The organism is Geodermatophilus sp. SYSU D00691, from assembly GCF_054050275.1.
This window is the reverse complement of the sequence record NZ_JBJGYZ010000031.1, coordinates 1-21,393: the sequence shown is the minus strand read 5'-3', so window position 1 is coordinate 21,393 and position 21,393 is coordinate 1. Positions and strand designations below refer to the sequence as shown.

Annotated in this window: 15 protein-coding genes; all 15 read right to left on the bottom strand. The window is 71.3% G+C overall.

Annotation, left to right across the window (positions count from 1 at the left end; genetic code table 11):
• Positions 1-35: 35 nt before the first annotated feature.
• Complete coding sequence (locus ACI797_RS20265) at positions 36-3,938, bottom strand: DNA-directed RNA polymerase subunit beta' (RefSeq protein ID WP_456860799.1); 3,903 nt, start codon at positions 3,936-3,938, stop codon at positions 36-38.
• A gap of 91 nt (positions 3,939-4,029) precedes the next feature.
• Positions 4,030-7,539: a DNA-directed RNA polymerase subunit beta gene (gene rpoB / locus ACI797_RS20260; RefSeq protein WP_456860797.1), complete on the bottom strand. Its 3,510-nt coding sequence runs from the start codon at positions 7,537-7,539 to the stop codon at positions 4,030-4,032.
• Between the two features lie 395 nt (positions 7,540-7,934).
• Complete coding sequence (locus tag ACI797_RS20255) at positions 7,935-8,783, bottom strand: hypothetical protein (protein ID WP_456860795.1); 849 nt, start codon at positions 8,781-8,783, stop codon at positions 7,935-7,937.
• 5 nt (positions 8,784-8,788) lie between these two features.
• Positions 8,789-9,544, bottom strand: a complete 756-nt coding sequence (locus ACI797_RS20250; RefSeq protein WP_456860794.1) for a hypothetical protein — start codon at positions 9,542-9,544, stop codon at positions 8,789-8,791.
• 53 nt (positions 9,545-9,597) lie between these two features.
• On the bottom strand, positions 9,598-10,881 hold the full coding sequence (locus tag ACI797_RS20245; RefSeq protein ID WP_456860792.1) for an MCE family protein: 1,284 nt from the start codon (positions 10,879-10,881) through the stop codon (positions 9,598-9,600).
• Positions 10,878-12,131 (bottom strand): MCE family protein, encoded by a 1,254-nt coding sequence (locus ACI797_RS20240; protein WP_456860790.1) that lies wholly within the window; start codon positions 12,129-12,131, stop codon positions 10,878-10,880. Before ACI797_RS20240 ends, ACI797_RS20245 begins: the two co-directional genes overlap by 4 nt.
• The gene (locus ACI797_RS20235; protein WP_456860788.1) at positions 12,128-13,366 is read right to left on the bottom strand and encodes an MCE family protein; all 1,239 of its coding nucleotides are present in this window, start codon (positions 13,364-13,366) and stop codon (positions 12,128-12,130) included. Before ACI797_RS20235 ends, ACI797_RS20240 begins: the two co-directional genes overlap by 4 nt.
• The gene (locus tag ACI797_RS20230; RefSeq protein WP_456860786.1) at positions 13,366-14,397 is read right to left on the bottom strand and encodes an MCE family protein; all 1,032 of its coding nucleotides are present in this window, start codon (positions 14,395-14,397) and stop codon (positions 13,366-13,368) included. The genes ACI797_RS20235 and ACI797_RS20230 overlap by 1 nt, the downstream gene beginning before the upstream one ends.
• Complete coding sequence (locus tag ACI797_RS20225) at positions 14,397-15,449, bottom strand: MCE family protein (RefSeq protein ID WP_456860784.1); 1,053 nt, start codon at positions 15,447-15,449, stop codon at positions 14,397-14,399. The genes ACI797_RS20230 and ACI797_RS20225 overlap by 1 nt, the downstream gene beginning before the upstream one ends.
• Positions 15,446-16,825 carry an MCE family protein gene (locus ACI797_RS20220; RefSeq protein ID WP_456860782.1) on the bottom strand — a complete coding sequence of 460 codons (1,380 nt, stop codon included), beginning with the start codon at positions 16,823-16,825 and terminating at the stop codon, positions 15,446-15,448. Before ACI797_RS20220 ends, ACI797_RS20225 begins: the two co-directional genes overlap by 4 nt.
• Before the next feature lie 4 nt (positions 16,826-16,829).
• A complete protein-coding gene (locus ACI797_RS20215; RefSeq protein WP_456860780.1) occupies positions 16,830-17,696 on the bottom strand; it encodes an MlaE family ABC transporter permease in 867 nt (288 codons plus the stop codon).
• A 1-nt stretch (position 17,697) separates the two neighbouring features.
• Positions 17,698-18,513: an MlaE family ABC transporter permease gene (locus ACI797_RS20210; protein WP_456860779.1), complete on the bottom strand. Its 816-nt coding sequence runs from the start codon at positions 18,511-18,513 to the stop codon at positions 17,698-17,700.
• A complete protein-coding gene (locus tag ACI797_RS20205; protein WP_456860777.1) occupies positions 18,510-19,685 on the bottom strand; it encodes an ABC transporter ATP-binding protein in 1,176 nt (391 codons plus the stop codon). The genes ACI797_RS20210 and ACI797_RS20205 overlap by 4 nt, the downstream gene beginning before the upstream one ends.
• Positions 19,686-19,906: 221 nt before the next feature.
• Complete coding sequence (gene rplL / locus ACI797_RS20200) at positions 19,907-20,302, bottom strand: 50S ribosomal protein L7/L12 (RefSeq protein ID WP_456540956.1); 396 nt, start codon at positions 20,300-20,302, stop codon at positions 19,907-19,909.
• A gap of 19 nt (positions 20,303-20,321) precedes the next feature.
• A complete protein-coding gene (rplJ, locus tag ACI797_RS20195) occupies positions 20,322-20,930 on the bottom strand; it encodes a 50S ribosomal protein L10 (protein ID WP_456540957.1) in 609 nt (202 codons plus the stop codon).
• Positions 20,931-21,393 lie beyond the last annotated feature (463 nt).

Below are 21,393 nucleotides of genomic sequence, written 5' to 3'. Positions count from 1 at the left end.
TGCTGGAGCGGCCGCCCCCCTGCAGGGGGTGTCTTTCAGCCGCGCCAGTCGTACTCCTCCAGGCGCACGGCCTCGCCGGTGCCCTGGCCGAAGACGTCGGGGCTGTAGTACTGCCCGTCGTCGTAGCCGGCCATGGTGTAGACCGCGGCCCGGGCCTCCTCGGTCGGCTCGACCGTGATGTTCCGGTAGCGGCTGATGCCCGTGCCCGCCGGGATCAGCTTGCCGATGATCACGTTCTCCTTGAGCCCGAGCAGGCTGTCGCTCTTGCCCTGGATCGCGGCGTCGGTGAGCACCTTGGTCGTCTCCTGGAAGGAGGCGGCCGACAGCCACGACTCGGTGGCGAGCGAGGCCTTGGTGATGCCCATCAGGACCGGACGGGCCGAGGCCGGCTCGCCGCCCTCGGCGACGACGCGGCGGTTCTCGGTCTCGAACAGCGTCCGCTCGACCAGCGCACCCGGCAGGAACTCCGTGGCACCCGAGTCGATGATGGTCACCCGCTTGAGCATCTGGCGGATGATCACCTCGATGTGCTTGTCGTGGATCGACACGCCCTGGCTGCGGTAGACCTCCTGGACCTCGCGGACCAGGTGCAGCTGCACCTCGCGCGGGCCCATGATCCGCAGCACCTCGTGCGGGTCCACCGCACCCTCGGTCAGCTGCTCGCCGACCTCGACGTGGGAGCCGTCCTCGACCCGCAGCCGCGACCGGCGCGACAGCTTGTCGTAGACGACCTCGTCGGAGCCGTCGTCCGGGGTGATGGTCAGCTTGCGGAACTGCTCGCCGTCCTCGATCCGGACCGTGCCGGCCAGCTCGGCGATCGGGGCCTTGCCCTTGGGGACGCGGGCCTCGAAGAGCTCCACCACACGCGGCAGACCGTGGGTGATGTCCTCACCCGCGACACCACCGGTGTGGAAGGTGCGCATCGTCAGCTGGGTGCCGGGCTCGCCGATGGACTGGGCGGCGATGATGCCGACCGCCTCGCCGACGTCCACCAGCTTGCCGGTCGCGAGCGACCGGCCGTAGCAGGTGGCGCAGGTGCCGAGCAGCGACTCGCAGGTCAGCACGCAGCGGACCTTGACCTCGGCGACACCGGCGTCGATCAGCTGACCGATGAGGACGTCGCCCAGGTCGGCACCGGCCTGCGCGACCAGCGTGCCGTCCTCGGCCACCACGTCGGCGGCCAGGGAGCGGGCGTAGACGCCCGTCGCCACGTGCGGGTCGCGGGTGAGCTGACCGTCGATCACCGTGCCGATCGGCATGATGACGCCGCGGTCGGTGCCGCAGTCCTCCTCGCGGATGATGACGTCCTGCGAGACGTCGACCAGCCGGCGGGTGAGGTACCCGGAGTCGGCGGTCCGCAGCGCGGTGTCGGCCAGACCCTTGCGGGCACCGTGCGTGGAGATGAAGTACTCCAGCACGGACAGACCCTCCCGGAAGTTGGCCTTGATCGGCCGCGGGATGATCTCGCCCTTCGGGTTCGCCACCAGACCGCGCATACCGGCGATCTGGCTGATCTGCATCATGTTGCCTCGGGCACCCGAGTTGACCATGACCCAGACCGGGTTGGTGGTCGGGAAGTTGTCCACCATCGCCTGGCTGACCTCGGCCCGCGCGCGGGTCCAGATCTCGATGAGCTCCCCACGACGCTCGGCGTCGGTGATGACGCCGCGCTCGTACTGGCGCTCGATCTTGCGCGCCTCGTCCTCGTGCCGGTCGAGGATCTCCTGCTTGGCCGGCGGGGTGACGACGTCGTCGATCGCGATCGTGACGCCGGCCCGGGTGGCCCAGTGGAAACCGGCCGACTTGAGGGCGTCCAGCGTCGCCGCCACGTGCACCTTGGGGTAGCGCTCGGCGAGGTCGTTGACGATCGCCCCGAGCTCCTTCTTCGGCACCTGGTAGTTGACGAAGCGGTAGTCCTCGGGCAGGGCCTCGTTGAACAGCACGCGGCCCAGGCTGGTCGAGACCATGGCCGGGGCACCCGGCGTCCAGTCCTCCGGCTGCTCCCACGGCTCGTTCACGCCGTTGTCGACGCCGAAGACCTCGTCCAGGCGGATGAGGGCCCGCTCCTGCAGACCCAGCACGCCCTTGTCGTAGGCCATGATCGCCTCGGCCGTCGACGCGAACGCCGCCGGCTGAGCGCCGTCGGCCTCGCTGCGGCTCGGCACCAGGGTCGTCAGGTGGTACAGGCCCAGCACCATGTCCTGGGTCGGCGCGGTGATCGGACGACCGTCGGCCGGGCTCAGGATGTTGTTGCTGGACAGCATGAGGATGCGGGCCTCGGCCTGCGCCTCCGCCGACAGCGGCAGGTGCACGGCCATCTGGTCACCGTCGAAGTCCGCGTTGAACGCGGTGCAGACGAGGGGGTGGATCTGGATGGCCTTGCCCTCGACCAGCTGCGGCTCGAAGGCCTGGATGCCGAGGCGGTGCAGCGTCGGCGCCCGGTTCAGCAGCACCGGGTGCTCGGTGATGACCTCCTCCAGCACGTCCCAGACGACGGGACGGGCGCGCTCCACCATCCGCTTGGCGGACTTGATGTTCTGCGCGTGGTTGAGGTCGACCAGCCGCTTCATGACGAACGGCTTGAACAGCTCCAGCGCCATCTGCTTGGGCAGACCGCACTGGTGCAGCTTCAGCTGCGGGCCGACGACGATGACCGACCGGCCGGAGTAGTCGACGCGCTTGCCGAGCAGGTTCTGGCGGAACCGGCCCTGCTTGCCCTTGAGCAGGTCGGACAGCGACTTCAGCGGACGGTTGCCCGGCCCGGTGACCGGACGGCCGCGGCGGCCGTTGTCGAACAGCGCGTCCACGGACTCCTGGAGCATCCGCTTCTCGTTGTTCACGATGATCTCGGGCGCGCCGAGGTCCAGGAGCCGCTTCAGCCGGTTGTTCCGGTTGATGACGCGGCGGTACAGGTCGTTCATGTCGCTGGTCGCGAAGCGGCCACCGTCGAGCTGCACCATCGGGCGCAGGTCCGGCGGGATGACCGGGACGCAGTCCAGCACCATGCCCATGGGCGAGTTGCGGGTCTGCTGGAACGCCGCGACGACCTTGAGCCGCTTGAGGGCCCGCAGCTTGCGCTGGCCCTTGCCGGTGCGGATCGTCTCGCGCAGCGAGGCGGCCTCGGCGTCGAGGTCGAAGTCGGCCAGCAGCTTCTGCAGCGCCGCGGCACCCATGCCGCCCTCGAAGTACTCGCCGAAGCGGTCGCGCAGCTCGCGGTAGAGGCCCTCGTCGGCGATGAGCTGCTTCACCTCGAGCTTGCGGAAGGTGTCCATCACCTCTTCGAGGCGGTCGATCTCCCGCTGCGCCCGGTCGCGGATCTGGCGCATCTCGCGCTCGCCGCCCTCGCGCACCTTGCGGCGCACGTCGGACTTGGCACCCTCGGCCTCGAGCTCGGCCAGGTCGGCCTCGAGCTTCTGCTGGCGGGCCTCGACGTCGGCGTCGCGGCGGTTCTCCAGCTGGCTCTTCTCCGCGCTGATCTCGGCCTCGACGGTCGGCAGGTCGCGGTGGCGCGACTCCTCGTCGACCGAGGTGATCAGGTAGGCGGCGAAGTAGATGATCTTCTCGAGGTCCTTGGGCGCCAGGTCGAGCAGGTAGCCCAGGCGCGAGGGGACGCCTTTGAAGAACCAGATGTGGGTGACCGGCGCGGCCAGCTCGATGTGGCCCATCCGCTCACGACGCACCTTGGCGCGGGTGACCTCGACGCCGCAGCGCTCGCAGATGATCCCCTTGAAGCGGACGCGCTTGTACTTGCCGCAGTAGCACTCCCAGTCCCGGGTGGGACCGAAGATCTTCTCGCAGAAGAGCCCGTCCTTCTCGGGACGCAGCGTGCGGTAGTTGATGGTCTCGGGCTTCTTCACCTCACCGTGCGACCACTGGCGGATGTCCTCGCCGGTGGCCAGCCCGATGCGGAGCTCGTCGAAGAAGTTGACGTCGAGCAAAGTGGTGACCCCTTCCAGGGGCTAGTTCTCTTCTCTGACCAAGTGGGTGGCCGGCCGGCCCCGGGAGCCCGGGGCCGGCCGGCGGGACGGTTTAGACGTCCTCGACGCTCGACGGCTCGCGGCGGGAGAGGTCGATGCCCAGCTCCTCCGCGGCCCGGAAGACCTCGTCGTCGGTGTCGCGCAGCTCGATCGCCTGCCCGTCGCCGGAGAGCACCTCGACGTTGAGGCAGAGCGACTGCAGCTCCTTGAGCAACACCTTGAACGACTCCGGGATGCCCGGCTCGGGGATGTTCTCGCCCTTGACGATCGCCTCGTAGACCTTGACGCGACCCAGGATGTCGTCGGACTTGATGGTCAGCAGCTCCTGCAGCGCGTAGGCCGCGCCGTAGGCCTGCATCGCCCAGCACTCCATCTCGCCGAACCGCTGGCCACCGAACTGGGCCTTACCACCCAGCGGCTGCTGCGTGATCATCGAGTAGGGGCCGGTCGACCGGGCGTGGATCTTGTCGTCGACCAGGTGCAGCAGCTTGAGGATGTAGACGTAGCCCACCGAGATCGGCTCCGGGAACGGCTCCCCGGACCGGCCGTCGAACAGCCGCGCCTTGCCGGTCGGGGCGACCATGCGGTCGCCGTCGCGGTTCGGGATCGTCGAGCCGAGGAGGCCGACGATCTCGTCCTCCTTGGCGCCGTCGAACACCGGGGTCGCGGTGCGCGTGCCGGGGTCGGCCGAGCGCGCGGAGGCCGGCAGGTTCCCCGCCCACTCCGGGTCGCCCTCGATCTGCCAGCCGGACTTGGCCACCCACCCGAGGTGGGTCTCCAGCACCTGGCCGACGTTCATCCGGCCCGGGACGCCGAGCGGGTTGAGCACGATGTCGACCGGGGTGCCGTCCTCGAGGAACGGCATGTCCTCGACCGGCAGGATCTTCGCGATGACGCCCTTGTTGCCGTGGCGGCCGGCGAGCTTGTCACCGTCGGAGATCTTGCGCATCTGGGCCACGTAGACCCGGATCAGCTCGTTGACGCCGGCGGGCAGCTCGTCGCCGTCCTCGCGCGAGAACACGCGGACGCCGATGACCTTGCCGGACTCACCGTGCTTGACCTTCAGCGACGTGTCGCGGACCTCGCGGGCCTTCTCGCCGAAGATCGCGCGCAGCAGCCGCTCCTCGGGGGTCAGCTCGGTCTCGCCCTTCGGCGTCACCTTGCCGACGAGGATGTCGCCGGGGACGACCTCGGCACCGATGCGGATGATGCCGCGCTCGTCGAGGTCGGCGAGGACCTCCTCGGAGACGTTCGGGATGTCCCGGGTGATCTCCTCGGCGCCGAGCTTGGTGTCGCGGGCGTCGACCTCGAACTCCTCGATGTGGATCGAGGACAGGACGTCGTCCTGCACGAGGCGCTGCGACAGGATGATCGCGTCCTCGTAGTTGTGGCCCTCCCACGGCATGAAGGCGACGAGCAGGTTCTTGCCCAGCGCCATCTCGCCCTGGTCGGTGCACGGCCCGTCGGCGATGACCTGGCCGACCTCGACCCGCTGACCCTCGTCGACGACCGGGGTCTGGTTGATCGAGGTGCCCTGGTTGGAGCGGCGGAACTTCAGCAGCCGGTAGGTCTGCCGGGTGCCGTCGTCGGCCATGACGGTGACGTAGTCGGCGGTGGAGTCCTCGACCACACCGGCCTTCTCGGCCACCACGACGTCGCCGGCGTCGACCGCGGCGCGCAGCTCCATGCCGGTGCCCACGAGCGGGGCCTCCGAGCGGAGCAGCGGCACGGCCTGGCGCTGCATGTTCGCGCCCATGAGCGCGCGGTTGGCGTCGTCGTGCTCGAGGAACGGGATCATGGCCGTCGCGACCGAGGTCATCTGGCGCGGCGAGACGTCCATGTAGTCGACGTTCTCCGGGGAGAGGTAGTCGACCTCACCGCCCTTGGTGCGGACCAGGACGCGGTCCTCGGCGAAGCGGCCCTGGGCGTCCAGCGGCGAGTTCGCCTGGGCGACGACGAAGCGGTCCTCCTCGTCGGCGGTCAGGTAGTCGATCTGGTCGGTGACGACGCCGTTCTCGACCCGGCGGTACGGGGTCTCGATGAAGCCGAAGGCGTTGACCCGGCCGTAGGCCGACAGCGAGCCGATCAGGCCGATGTTCGGGCCTTCCGGGGTCTCGATCGGGCACATCCGGCCGTAGTGGCTCGGGTGCACGTCGCGGACCTCCATGCCGGCCCGCTCACGGGACAGACCACCCGGGCCCAGCGCCGACAGGCGGCGCTTGTGGGTCAGGCCCGCGAGCGGGTTGGTCTGGTCCATGAACTGGGACAGCTGGCTGGTGCCGAAGAACTCCTTGATGGAGGCGACGACCGGCCGGATGTTGATCAGGGTCTGCGGCGTGATCGCCTCGACGTCCTGGGTCGTCATCCGCTCGCGGACGACGCGCTCCATGCGGGAGAGGCCGACCCGGATCTGGTTCTGGATCAGCTCGCCCACGGTGCGCAGGCGGCGGTTGCCGAAGTGGTCGATGTCGTCGACGTCGTGGTCCGGCTCGCCGGCGTGCAGCCGGACGACGTACTCGATCGTGGCGACGATGTCGTCCTCGCTGAGCACCGTGGTGCCCTGCGCGACCTCGAGACCCAGCTTCTTGTTGACCTTGTAGCGGCCGACCTTCGCCAGGTCGTAGCGCTTCGGGTTGAAGAAGAGGTTCTCCAGCAGCGCCTGGGCGCTCTCCCGCGTCGGCGGCTCACCCGGCCGCAGCTTGCGGTAGATGTCGAGCAGCGCCTCGTCCTGGCCGGCGATGTGGTCCTTCTCCAGGGTGGCGAGGACCGTGGGCGACCACTGGAAGTGCTCGCGGATGCGGTCCTCGGTCCAGCCGAGGGCCTTGAGCAGCACGGTGACCGGCTGGCGGCGCTTGCGGTCGATGCGCACGCCGACGGTGTCGCGCTTGTCGACGTCGAACTCCAGCCACGCACCGCGGCTGGGGATGACCTTCGCGCTGAAGACGTCCTTGTCCGACGTCTTGTCCAGCGTCTTGTCGAAGTAGACGCCGGGGCTGCGGACCAGCTGGGAGACGACGACGCGCTCGGTCCCGTTGATGACGAAGGTGCCCTTGTTCGTCATGATCGGGAAGTCGCCCATGAACACCGTCTGGCTCTTGATCTCGCCGGTGGTGTTGTTCATGAACTCGGCGGTGACGAACAGCGGCGCCGCGTAGGTCATGTCCTTGTCCTTGCACTCCTCGAGGGACGCCTTGACGTCCTCGAAGCGCGGGTTGGAGAAGGACAGCGACATCGAGCCGCTGAAGTCCTCGATCGGGCTGATCTCCTCGAGGATCTCGGCGAGGCCGCCGACGGCGGTCTCCTGCTCCTCGGGCGAGAGGGTGGCCCGCCACTCGGGGCTGCCGATGAGCCAGTCGAACGAGGCGGTCTGCAGCGCCAGCAGATCCGGCACCTCGAGGGGCTCGTGGATCTTGGCGAAGGAGACGCGGAGCGGAGCGCCGGGGATCTTCTGGAGATCGGTCTCGCCGGTACGGGTACCGGGCTGGGGCTCCTGCGGGGCGGTGCGGGTGGTGCCGGACTCGGTGGTGCTGGCGGAAATGCTGGTGGGGCGAGAGCCTGCCAAGATGCGTCCTTCCAAGGACTCACGACGTGCGGCCGGTGGGTGCGGGGTTTCGTCCTGGGTCGAAAGTCGGTAACGGCTGGCTGTCCGCGTTCTCCTGTCCAGTGGTCGTCCCGGGTGACCCGGGATTCCCGGGCACCCCTGGTGACCCGTCTCGGCGGGCAGGCAGTCAGGGGGCAGCGCAACAGGAGACCCTACCCCTGCTCGCGCGCGCTGTCCACGTCGGGTGCCTGGTTCGCGACCAGCGCCACACCCGGGACGACAGACACGCCCTGCGCGCAGGGGTCTCTCGGGCCGTTCGTGGCAGCCATGATGCCAAATCCCGGGCCGTTGCGGCACTGCCACGCCAGAAAGGACCCGGTCCTTCTCCTCCGGGCGCGCCTCCGGACCGGGCCCGATCAGGCGGTGGTCAGCAGCGTGAGCTCGTCGATCTTCCAGTCCCCGTCGGCCCGGACGACGTGCACGCGGACGGTCTGGGTGCAGGCCTGGGCGCCGTCGGCGGTCACCTCGCACTCGGAGCCCTCGGGCGCGGCCTGCTCCCCGCTGTTCACCGACTCGACGACGTAGCGGCCGAAGACGACGAGCGTCGCGGAGTCCTGCGCGTCGTCGATCTGCTGCAGTCCCACGTCGAGGACCTCGTAGCTGGTGGTCGCCGACACCTGCTCGTAGGTGTCGATGATCCCGCCCTGCGACAGGTCCTGCTCGTACTGGTCGCGCAGGTCACCGGTGAGGACGGCGAGCTTGGCCTCGACGCTGCCGTCGGAGTCGCGGTAGTCGTAGGCGTAGAGCGCCTCGACGTTCTCGCGGGTGGCGGCGAAGACCCCCGGGTCCACGTAGGCCGGCTCGCTGCGCTGCCAGAACAGGAACCCGGCGGCGGCCGCGGCGAGCAGGCACAGGACGGCGAGGGTTAGGGCGAGGCCGCGACCGCGGCGGCGCGGGGCCGGCCGATCGACGACGGCGGTGGGGCGTGCGGAGCGGCGGGCGGCCGGCTTCGCACCGGTGCGGGACGCTGGCCGGGCAGCGGCCTCCACGGCTGCCGTCGCCGGGCCCTTCGCCGGCGCGGTCGACGCCGTTCGCCCCGGCCGCGGCCGGGGCGCGGGCACCGCGCGCGCGGTCCGCTCGGCCGCGGTGTCCGGCTCCTCGCGGTCGCGGCGGCTGCCGGCGACGCGCGGCCGCGGGCTCGGGCGCGCGGCGGCACCCGGGCGGGGCCGCGGCGACGGGCGGGGGCGGTCCTCGGAGTCGGTCACGTCGGTCACCTCCCGGTCAGCCCGGAGAGCAGCCAGCGGCCGTCCTCCTTCGCCAGCTCGACCTCGACCCGGTACCGGACGACCTGGGCCTGCTCGGCGGCGTTGGTCTTCTGGGTCGACTGGATGACCAGCAGCACGGTGCCGCGCTCCGCGTCGGCGCGGGTGACGGCGGCGCCGACCACCTCGGTCTGCACGACGGCCTCGGAGTCGGTCAGCTGCTGCCGCGAGGAGTCCAGCTGCTGCACGGTCTCCTCGCGCAGGTCGCCGGTGGTGATCCGGCGTGCCTCCTCGATGTCGTCGTCGATGGTCACGTAGTCGAAGGAGGTCAGGTCCACCACACCGGAGCGGGCGGCCTGCAGCACGTCCACGTAGTCGTCGGTGCGCACCGGCGACTCCTCGGGCCGGGTCGTCCAGAGCCAGACGACCGCACCGAGCAGCAGGACGAGCAGGACGGCGAGCACAGGGACGAGCGGGAGGGAGAGCCGGCGGCCCCGGTCGTCGTCGTCCTCGTCCTCGTCCTCGGTGGTGGCCTCCTCCACGCCCTCGTCGGGCTCGGGGTCGGCCACCCGCGGCCGGCGCCGCGGCCGACGGCGCGGCGCGGCGTCCTCGGCGGCGTCCTCGACCTCGTCGGTGGTCCCGGTCCCGGGGGCGCTCGTCCTCGCCTCCTCGACGTCCGGCGCCCGCTCGGCCGTGCCGCCGGGGACCGCGGTGTCCCCGCCGACGTCCTCGGCCAGCGTGCGGCCCCGCGCCTCGCTCGTCACCCGCGTCATCCTCCCGGTCGTCCGTCCGTCCGGCCCGTCGTCCCCACCGTGGCTCACCCGATCGTGCGGGCGAACGGGGTGGCCGACAGGATCCCCCCGAGCACCTCGTCGACGACCCCGCCGACGACCCCGGCCCCGGACTCCCCGCCGGCCGCGAAGCCGCCCTGGGCGCCGGGCGAGCCGACGCCGCCGCTGCGCCCGATGTTCTGCTCGCCGCGGATGTTCGACCCCGTCTCGTCCACGCCGTCACCCGGGTTCGGGTCCACGCCGTCGACGACGTCGCAGGACACCGCGCCGGTGTCCACACCGGCGACCGAACCGGGGCTCGGCGTCGATCCCGTCGAGACGTAGCCGCTGGTGCAGGCCCGGGGGTCGTCCATGTTGAGCACGAACCCGAAGTGCGCCCGCATCGTGCCGCCGTCGTTGCGGACGACGGTGAACCCGCCGGAGACGACGTCGGGGTAGGTGACGAGCAGCTGCTCGACGCCGTCCAGCCGCGGGATCGTGATCCCGTTGAGGACGTCGAGGTTGCGCACCAGCGGGCCCAGGCCCGGGCCGGCGTTCTCGATCAGCTGCTGCAGCGCGTCGCCGGCGTCGGGGGCGTTGACCACGAGGCTGCGCAGGTCGGGGTCCATCGCGACGAGCGTGTCGGTGAGCAGCCGCAGGTCGGTCGCCCACTGCTGGATCGCCGAGCGGCTGGCGTTCTGCGTGTCGAGCACGGTCTGCCCGTCGGTGATCAGCTGCAGCGTCTGCGGCAGGGACTGCTCCGCCCGGGTCAGCAGCAGGTCGCCGTTGTCGATCAGCCGCCCCAGGTCGTCGCCGGCGCCGTCGAAGGCCCGCCCGAGCTCGTCGACGACGATCCGCAGGTTCTCGACGTCGAGGGAGTTGACCAGCTCGTCCACGTCCAGCAGCAGCTGCTCGACCGGGATCGGGATGGCGGTGCGCTCCACGGGGATGACCGAGCCGTCCTCCAGGAACGGGCCCTCGGCGTCGTCGGGGCGCAGGTCGACGTACTGCTCCCCCACCGCGCTGCGGTTGGCCACGACCGCCTCGGTGTCGGCCGGGATGCGCTCGGCCTCGGGGTCGATGGTCAGCGTGACCCGCACGCCGTCGTCGACCAGCCGCATGTCGGTCACCCGGCCGACGGAGACGCCGCGGTAGGTGACCTCGGCGTTGACGAAGATGCCGCCGGAGTCGGAGAAGTCGGCCTCGACGTCGTAGCCGCTGCCGAGCACGACCCGGTCGAGGCCGACGTAGTTGAAGCCCAGGTAGGCCATGCCGAGCACGGCGAGGGTGGCGAAGGCGATCAGCTTGATCTTCGTCTGTCGCGTGATCACCGCGTCACCCCCGGGATGGCGGGCAGCCCCGGCAGGCCGGCGGCCCCGGTCACGCCGCCCACGACGTCCCCGACCAGGTCGGTCGGCAGGCCCGGCAGGTCCAGGACCGTCGTCGTGGTGGTCGTCGTCCCGCCCTGGTTGGCCGGCGGGGTGCCCGCCTGGCCGCAGGTGTCGCCGAGCAGCTCCTGCGGCTGGATCTTCAGCGCGCCGGTCACCGGGTCGACGACGTAGCGGCAGAGGATCTCGCGCAGGTCGAGGTTCAGCGTCGCGGTCATGTTGGTGAACAGGCCGTAGCCCCCGGTGCGCGAGTCGGGCCGGTACTGCAGCGCCGACAGCGAGCTGGCCGGGAAGGGGTAGGTCAGCAGCAGGTCCAGCGAGCCGGTGAGGTCGGAGCCGGCCGCGGCCAGCTGGCTGAGGATCGGCTGCAGCAGCTCGAGGTCGCGGACGGTGTTCTGCCCGGCCTCGTTGATGATCCGGGTACCGACGTCGCCCAGGCGGTCGAGGCTCTGCAGCATCGAGACCAGCAGGTCCTCCTGCTCGTTGAGCACGTCCAGGCCGGGGCCGATGGTGTCCAGCGCCGTCTCGATCGTGCCGGTGCGCTCGGCCAGGGTGGCGGCGAGGGCGTTGACGCTGTCCAGCGCCCGGTTGATCTCCTCGCGCTGCTGGTCGAGACCGCCGATGAAGACGTCGAGCTGGTCGAGGGTGGCCTTGAGCTCCTCCTCGCGGCCCTGCATCGCCTCGCCCAGCTCGTGGGTGATCGTCTGCAGCTGGGCCAGGCCGCCGCCGTTGAGCACCAGCGACAGGGCGCCGAGCAGCTCCTCGACCTCGACGTTGCGGTTGGTCCGGTCGAGGGTGATCAGCGAGCCGTCCTCGAGCATGCCCTGCGCCGGCTCGCTGCCGGGGGCGGCGAGCTCGACGTACTTCTCCCCGAGCAGCGAGGACTGCTGGATCATCGCCACCGCGTTCGCCGGCAGGTCGACGTCGCCGTTGACGACGACGGTCACCACCGCCGTCCAGTCGTCGGACAGCTCGATCTCGGTGACCCGGCCGACCGGGACGTCGGCGACGCGGACGCCGGACTGCGGCACCAGGTCGAGGACGTCGGCGAACTGGATCTGCACCGTGTACGGGTCGTCGCCGACGTCGGCGCCGCCCGGCAGGTCGAAGGAGTACGCGCCGCGGAACCCGCAGCCCGACAGCAGCACCAGCCCGGCGGCCAGCGCGCCGGCCCGGCGCACCGCCCCGGTCACCGGGCACCCCCCACCGACGGCAGCCCCGGCAGCGAGCCGCCGGACGGGGCCGCCCCGGTGCCGCCGCCGAAGATGCCGGTGAGCAGCTCCTGCAGGTCGGAGATGCCGTTGCCGTCGAGGTCGTCGAGCGCGCCGTCGGCGTCCGCGTCGCCGGAGAGCAGCCGGGCGCAGATCTGCTCCAGCGGCGGCAGGCTCAGCAGCGAGGTGGCGTCGTCGAGGTCGATCCCGGCCAGCTGCAGCCGCCCGGTCTGGGCGAGCACCTGGCACACGAGGACGTCGGCGTTCGTCGCCCCCAGCGAGTTGTCGCGGGTGTCGAGCGTGCCGTAGTCGGGGTTGTAGGCGTGCGCCAGGTTGCCCAGCGCGGCGGGCGCGACGTCGAGCACCTCGGCCAGCGCGTCGCGCTGCTGCACCAGGGTGAGCGTCACGTCGGCCAGCCGGTTGACGTTCGTCGAGAGCAGCGCGGTGTTCTGCTGCACGAACGTGGCCACCTTCCCGAGGGCCTGGCTCAGCAGCGCGACGGCGGCGGCGAGGTCCTCCCGCTCGCCGGCCAGTTGCTCGGCCACCGCGGCCAGGTTGTCGTTGAACTGCCGCACCTGGGTGTCGACGGTGGCCAGCGCCGTGGTGAACGTCTGCAGGTCGTCCAGCGAGCTGAACAGGTCGTCGCGGTTCTCCGCGAGGACCTCCACCGCCTCGGAGAACCCGGCGACGGTGCGGTTGAGGGCCTCGCCGTTGCCGTCGAGGTTGGCCGCGCCGGTGTCGATGAGGCCCGACAGCGCGCCGTCGGCGTTGGCGCCGGTGGGCCCGAGCGCGACCGACAGGTCGTCGAGCGCGCCGTAGACCGCGTCGAGCTCCACGGGCACCGCCGTGCGGTCGAGCGGGACCACGGCGCCGTCCTCCATCGTGGCGCCGCCGTCGTAGACCGGCGCGAACTGCACGTACCGGTCGGAGACGAGCGAGGGCGCCAGCACGGCCGCGTCGGCCTCGGCCGGGATGTCGTAGTCCTCGTCGATCTCCATGTCCACCCGCACCTGGTCGCCCATGGGGACCACGGCGGTGATCGTGCCGACCGGGATGCCGAGGATCCGCACGTCGGAGCCCTCGTACAGGCCCACCGCCGCGGAGAAGTAAGCGGTGACCCGGTAGGAGCCGACCGGGCGGAGGACGGCGAACCCGATCGCCAGGAGCAGGACGCCGGCGGCCGCGATGGCGACGCCGCGCTGCAGGGTGCCGGTCATCAGTTGCCCCCCGTGCTGCAGCCGATGGGCAGCGGGGTCTGGGGCGCGCCGCCGCAGACCACGGAGCCGAGGATCCCGGGCAGCAGGTTCTCGACGAAGCTGTCGAACCAGCGCCCGTTGCCCAGGGTGTTGGTGAAGACGCGGACGAACGGGGCCAGGTTGGCCACCGTCTCGCCCAGCGCCGCCCGGTTGCGCGACAGGATGTCGGTGACCGTCGACAACTGCTGCAGCGCCGGCGTGAGCGCCTCGCGGTTGTCGGCGACCAGCCCCGAGAGCTGGGTGGCCAGCTGCTGGGTGGTCGTCAGGATCGAGTCGATCAGCTGCCGCCGCTCCTGCACCTCCTGGAGCAGCACGTTGGAGTCGACGATCAGCCGGGTGAACTCGCCGTTGCGGTCGGCCAGCACCTGGGTCACCTGGCGGGTCGCGGCGAGCAGGTCGCGCAGCTGCTGGTCCCGCGAGGCGATCGTGTCCGACAGGCGGGCCAGGCCCTCCAGGGACGTGCGGACCTCGTCGGGGGTGTCGGCGAAGGTCTGCGAGAGCACCTCGAACGAGCTGGCCAGCTGGCCGGTGTCGATCTGGTCGATGGTGGTGGACAGGTCGGCGAACGCCTCGACCACGTCGTACGGCGAGGCGGTGCGCTCCAGCGGGATGGGCTGGTCGGGGTCGAGCTCGGAGGTGCCGCGGGGCACCAGCGCCAGGTACTTGGCGCCGAGCACGGTCTCGATCCGGATGGCCGCCTCGGAGGTGTCGCCGACGAAGGTGTCCTCCACCCGGAACTCCACCTGCACGGCGCCGTCGGCGAGCGACAGGCTCTCGACCTGCCCGACCTTGACGCCGGCGACGCGCACCGGGTCGTCGGGCTGCAGCCCGGCGGCCTCGGAGAACTGCGCGGTGTAGACGGTGCCGCCACCGATCAGCGGCAGCGACTGCGCGTTGAACGCCAGCAGCACCAGCGCGGCGATCACGGTCAGGCTGATCGCGCCGATGACCACGGGGTTGCGGTCGCGGAACGGCTTGCTCCGGCGGGCCATCAGCTGCACCCCGCCTCTCCGTTGTCCAGGCCGCCGGCCGGCACCGTGATGCCGTTCGTGGTGCTGGGGCCGGAACCGGGGAGGACGACGAAGCCGGACGCCCCGCAGAGGAAGAAGTTGAACCAGCTGCCGTTGACCGCCGTCCGGGTGACGAGGTCGAGCTTGGTGGGGGCGAGCTGGAGGAAGCCCTCCAGCACGTCACCGGTGTCGGCGACGTTCCCGGCGAGCACCCCCAGCTGCTGGATGTCGGCGGCCAGCGGCGGGCGGGCCTGCTCGAGCAGCCCGCTGGTGGTGGCCGCGAGCGTGTCGATGGTCTGCAGCGAGTCGAAGATCGCGTCCCGGTCCACCGCCAGGCCGGTGACGAACTGCTGCAGGCTGATGACCAGGTCGTTCAGCTGCTGGTCGCGCGCGGCGACGCTGCTCATGACGGTGGTCAGGTTGTCGATGACGCTGCCGATCACCGCGTCCTTGTCGGCCAGGGAGGACGACAGCGACGCGACGTGGCCGAGCAGGCTCTCGACGGTGCCGCCCTCGCCCTGGAAGACCTGGATGATCTCGAAGGACAGCCGGTTCACGTCGGCCGGCGAGAGCGCCTGGAACAGCGGCTGGAACCCGCCGAACAGCGTGGTGAGGTCCAGCGCCGGGTGGGTGCGGTCCAGCGGGATGACCTCGTCCTCCGACAGCGTGCGCCCGGCCGACCCCTCCCCCTCGGTGAGCGCCACGTACCGCTGCCCGACCAGGTTGCGGTAGCGGATGGTCGCCTCGACCGCGGCCGGCAGCGGCACGTCGCGGGACACCTCCAGCTCGATCTCGGCCACCGGGCGGTCGGTGCCGTCGGCCAGGCCGATGCCGGTGACCTGGCCGACGCGGACGCCGGCGATGCGCACCTCGTCGCCCTCGACGAGTCCGGCGACGTCGGTGAACTGGGCCCGGTAGGTCACCTGCTCGCCGTAGCCGGCGTTGGTGATCGTCGTGACCAGCACGTAGCTGGCCAGGACGGTGACCAGGGCGAAGACGGCCAGCTTGGTCAGCGGCCCCGCGAGGCTCCTCACTGGACGACCACCTCCGTCCCGCGCAGGAGGGGCGCCAGCTGGGAGGCGGACAGGTCGGAGACGTCGTCGGCGGCGACGCCGGTCTGGTAGCCGAGGATGCTCTGCACGAAGTCCAGTTCCGCGGTGGATCCGGCGAGTCCGGCGCCCACCGACCGGCCCGCGGTCGGGTTGGGCTCACCGGCGCCCGTCGGGACGTCGTCCGGCCCCGAGCCGCCGAGGCACTCGGGGTTGCCGGAGACCGGGTCGTCGGTGGAGTCGACGCCGTCCGCCGGCGGGGTCGGGCAGTAGTACTCGCCCTGCGCCGCCGCGGCGATGATCGCGTCGATGTCGTCCAGCCCCTGGCAGTCGGGGCCGGACTGGTCGTCGTAGGACGGCTGGTCGCCGGGCACGTAGGGGTTGCGCGGGGGGAGGACCACCGAGATGTTCAGGTTCAGCGCCGGGTCGCCGTCCCCGCCGAAGGCCTCGGTGATCATCGGGTTGAACCGGGTCAGGCCGTCGAGCAGGCACGGGTACACCGGGGAGTACTCGGCGAAGACGCCCAGCACCGGCAGCGAGGTCTCGGCCAGCGAGATGAGGTTGCGCTCGTTGGCCTCGAGGAACTGCGCCACGGTCACCGACGAGCTGCCGACGACGGTGAACGTGCGCCGCAGCTGCTCGGCCTGGTCGACGATCGTCGTGTTGGTGACGGCCAGGTTGTCCAGGACGGCGAGCAGGTCCTCGGCCGCCCCGCTGTAGGTGTCGGCGACGTCGGCGATGCCGGAGATGTCGGCCTGCAGCTCGGGCAGCACGGTGTTGAGCTCGCCGACGTAGCTGCCGACGTCGGCGAGGTTCTCGCCCAGCGCGTCACCCCGTCCGCGCAGCGCGTCGGCGACCGCGCCGAGCGTGTACGACAGCTGCTGCGGCGGCACCGCCCGCAGCAGGGGCAGCAGGTCGTCGATGACCCGCTGCAGCTCGATGGCGTTCTCGGTGCGGTCCTGCCCGATGACGGCGCCGTCGGCCAGCGGCTCGGCCGAGGGGTTCTCCGGCGGCACCAGGCTGACGAACCGCTCGCCGAACAGCGTCTTGGGCAGCAGCCGGGCGGTGACGTCGGCCGGGATCTGCGCCAGGTGCTCGGGGTCGATCGCCAGCTCGATGGTCGCGCCCTCGAGGTCGGCGCGGACCTCGCGCACCTCGCCGACGATGACGCCGCGGACCTTGACGTCGGACGCCTCCTGCAGCTGGTTGCCGGCGGTGTCGGTCTGCAGCGTCACCGTGGCGACGTCCGTGAACGCCTTGTTGTACTGCGCCACGGCCAGCCCGAGGAGGGCGGTCAGGACGACGAGGAACGCGACGCCCTGCAGGCGCCGCCGGACCGTCCTCGCTCGCTTCGAGGTCACGCGCTCACCCCGCGATCCGCACTGTCGTGGTGGAACCCCAGATGGCCAGGGAGAGGAACAGGTCGATGACGTTCACCGCGACGATGGAGAACCGCACCGCGCGGCCGACGGCCAGACCCACGCCCGCGGGGCCGCCGCTGGCGCGGTAGCCGTAGTAGCAGTGGGTCAGGATGATCACGACGGAGAAGACCAGCACCTTGACGAACGACCACAGCACGTCCTGCGGTGGCAGGAAGAGGTTGAAGTAGTGGTCGTAGGTCCCCGCTGACTGCCCGTACGCCTGCGTGGCGATGGTCCTCGTCGCGAAGTAGCTGGTGAGCAACCCGAGCACGTAGAGCGGGATGACGGCGATGAAGCCGGCGACGATGCGCGTCGTGACGAGGAACGGCAGCGACGGCACGCCCATGACCTCGAGGGCGTCGATCTCCTCGTTGATCCGCATCGCGCCGATCTGCGCGGTGAACCCGCAGCCCACCGTCGCCGACAGCGCCAGGCCGGCGACCAGCGGCGCGATCTCGCGGGTGTTGAAGTACGCGGAGAGGAAGCCGGTGAACGCCGAGGTGCCGAGCTGGTCCAGCGCGGCGTAGCCCTGCAGGCCGACCTCGGTGCCGGTGAAGAACGACAGGAAGGCGATGACGCCGACGGTGCCGCCGATGACCGCGAGCGCGCCCGTGCCGAAGGTGACCTCGGCGAGCAGCCGCATCGTCTCCTTCTTGTAGCGGCGCAGCGTCCGCGGCGTCCAGGCCAGGGCGCGGCCGTAGAAGCTGAGCTGGTCCCCGAGGTCGTCGAGGGTCTCCAGCGGCTTGCGGCCGACCCGGCGGAGGCGGCGGAACCGGAGGCGGATGCGGTCCGCGGGCGAGAGCAGTGCCACGTCACTGCCCCTTCGGCGGGACGAGCTGGAAGTAGATCGCCGTGATCACGAAGTTCACCGCGAACAGCAGCAGGAACGTGATGACGACGGACTGGTTCACGGCGTCGCCCACGCCCTTGGGCCCACCTCCGGCGCGCAACCCCTTGTACGAGGCGACGATCGCCGCGATCAGCCCGAAGATCAGCGCTTTGATCTCACCGGACCAGAAGTCGGCCACCTGGGCGAGGGCGCTGAACGAGGCCAGGTACGCGCCGGGGGTGCCGCCCTGGAGGATGACGTTGAAGAAGTAGCCACCGGCCACGCCGACGACGCTGACCAGCCCGTTGAGCAGGACGGCGACGATCATCGCGGCGAGCACCCGGGGGACGACGAGGCGCTGGATCGGGCTGATGCCCAGCACCTCCATGGCGTCGATCTCGTCGCGGATCTTGCGCGCGCCCAGGTCGGCGCAGATGGCCGAGCCGCCGGCCCCGGCGATGAGCAGCGCGGTGACGATCGGGCTGGCCTCGCGCAACACGGCCAGCACCGACGCCGACCCGGTGAACGACTGCGCGCCGAGCTGACGGGTCAGCGAGCCCAGCTGCAGTGCGATGACCGCGCCGAACGGGATCGCGACCAGCGCCGTGGGCAGGATGGTCACGCTGGCGACGAACCAGGTCTGCTGCACGAACTCGCGCAGCTGGAACGGCCGCTTGGGCAGCGCCCGGAGGACGTCGAGGGCGAAGGCGAAGAGATTGCCGCTGGCCGCCAGCGGCCGGGTCGGCGAGAACGTGCCGTCGAAGAGGCCGGGGGCCCCGGGCTTGCCGGAGGCCGTCATCCCTCGCCCCGCGAGCCGGCCCACCAGGGACGACGCGCGCCCGCTCCGGCGGGCTCGGCGACCGGCTCGCCCACCGGGTCGGCCTGCGGTGCGGCGTCGGGCTCGGGCGCCCAGTGCCGGCCCCGCGGCCCGGGCGTGGGCTGGTACGTGCCGGCGTCGGCGTGGGCCAGCAGGTCCTCGGGCAGGGAGGCGCGGATCGCGTCGGCGGTGTCCTGGTCGAACTGGTGGAGCATGCGCACGACCCGCTCCTGGCGGCGCCGCTGCGCCTTGCGCTCGGGCAGGCCGGGGGTCGGGTCGAGCTGCGGCGGGACGGCGTCCCCACCGGTGGCGCCCTTCGGGCCGACGCCGTTGTGCTGGTCGCCGCCGCGCGCCTCGAGCGCCGCCATCTCGGCCTCGACCTGGGCGACGTCCTTCTCCTCGCTCATGCCGATCGGGCCCTCCCGGCGACCGTTGAGGAACTGCCGGACCACCGGCTCCTGGCTGGTGAGCAGCTGCTCGCGCGGGCCGAACATCGCCAGGTGGCGGCGGAAGAGCAGGCCGAGGTTGTCGGGCACGGTGCGGGCGGTGCCGATGTCGTGCGTGACGATGAGGAACGTGGCGTCGATCTGGGCGTTCAGGTCGACGATCAGCTGGTTGAGGTAGGCGACGCGGACCGGGTCGAGGCCGGAGTCGGGCTCGTCGAAGAGGATGATCTCGGGGTCGAGCACCAGGGCGCGGGCCAGGCCTGCGCGCTTGCGCATGCCGCCGGAGATCTCGCCGGGCAGCTTCCCCTCGGCGCCCTGGAGACCGACCATCTCCATCTTCTCGAGGACGATGCCGCGGACCTCGGTCTCGCTCTTGCGCGTGTGCTCGCGCAGCGGGAAGGCGATGTTGTCGAAGAGGTTCATCGAGCCGAACAGCGCACCGTCCTGGAAGAGGACGCCGAACAGCTTCCGGATCTCGTACAGCTCGTGCTCGCTGCAGCGGACGATGTCGGTGCCCTCGATGACGATCGAGCCCTCTTCGGGCTTGAGCAGGCCGACCAGCGACTTGAGGAACACCGACTTGCCGGTGCCGGAGGGGCCGAGCAGCACGGAGATCTCACCGGGCGGCAGGGTCAGCGAGACGTCGCTCCAGATGTTCTGGCTGCCGAAGGACTTGGTCAGACCCTGGACCTCGACCGCGACGCCCACGAACGCCCTCCCCTGCTCCGGCCCCGGCGCCGGTCCCCGCCACTGGCTCTACTCGTCAGTAACGACCGCCCATCGTGGGGGTTACGCAGGTCACGCAGCAAATCGAAGCTGTCACCCAGGCGAGCGACGCGCGGGAACGCCGCAGGGGCCGCCCTCCGGACGGAGGACGGCCCCTGCGGGACCGCGGTGGTGCGTTCCCCGGCGTCAGGCCGGGGACTGCGTCACTTGACGGTGACGGTGGCGCCGGCGCCCTCGAGGGCGGCCTTGGCCTTCTCCGCGGCGTCCTTGGCGACCTTCTCCAGGACCGGCTTCGGCGCGCCGTCGACCAGGTCCTTGGCCTCCTTGAGGCCGAGCGAGGTCAGGCCGCGCACCTCCTTGATGACCTGGATCTTCTTGTCGCCGGCGCTCTCGAGGATGACGTCGAACTCGTCCTGCTCGGCAGCGGCCTCGGCGGCACCGCCGTCGCCGCCACCGGCGGCCGGGGCGGCCGCGACGGCGACCGGGGCAGCGGCGGTGACCTCGAAGGTCTCCTCGAACTGCTTCACGAAGTCGGACAGCTCGAGCAGCGTCATCTCCTTGAACGCGTCGAGCAGCTCCGTGGTGGACAGCTTGGCCATGGTTCTCTCCTTCTCGGGGTCAGTCGGTGCTGGCCGCGGCGTCGGCCGGGGCAGCGTCGGTGTCGGGGGTGGTGTCAGCAGCGGCGGGGGCCTCGTCGGCCGCAGGCGCGCCCTCGGCGGGCTTCTTCTCCTGCAGCGCGGCGGCCAGGCGGGCGACCTGCGACAGCGGGGCCTGGAAGAGGCCGGCGGCCTTGGTCAGGTTGCCCTTCATCGCGCCGGCCAGCTTGGCCAGCAGGACCTCGCGCGGCTCGACGTCGGCGAGGCGGCTGACCTCGCGCGCGTCGACCGTGCGACCGTCGACCACGCCGCCCTTGACGACCAGCAGCGGGTTCGCCCGGGCGAAGTCGCGGATGGCCTTGGCGGCGCTCACCGGGTCGCCCTCGATGAAGGCGATCGCGGTGGGGCCGTTGAGCAGCGGGCCCAGGTCGGAGAAGCCGACCTCGTCCGCCGCCCGCTTCGTCAGGGTGTTCTTGACGACGGCGTAGCTGCTGCCCTCACCGAGGGAACGGCGCAGCTGGGTCAGCTGCGCCACGGTCAGCCCGCGGTACTCGGTGAGCACGGCCGCGCTGGACTTCTGGAACCGCTCGGTGATCTCGTCGATCACGGCGGCCTTCGCCTGCGTGGGCATGGGCCTCCTCTCGTCTGTCGGGCGACCACTGGCACCGACGACGGAGCGATCTGCCGGGCCCGGAAAGACGAGACGCCCCGGCGCAGGCGCACGGGGCGAGGACGGGACGCACGCGGCGCCCGTCGTTCGGACCGTCCTCCTGCGCGGGCCGCCCGGGGATCCGGGACCTTCGATCGCACGCGGACGTGCGACGACCAGCGGTCTTGGGGGGAACGTCGACAAGGGTACACGCCCGCGACAGCGGCCCGCCGCGGGCCCGGGCCGGCCGCCGAGGCCACGTGATCTCGGCGCTCCGGGGGCCGTCGAGCGCCCGAGATCACGGGATCTCGGCACAGCGGGCGCCGCCTGCATGCGAAAGGGCCCCGGCGCGCGGGGGGGGGGGGGGGCCCTGTGCGGGTGGAACTAACCCCGCTGTATCGTTCAACCTCACTTTTAGGGTGAGGTTAGGGTACACCCCGAATAC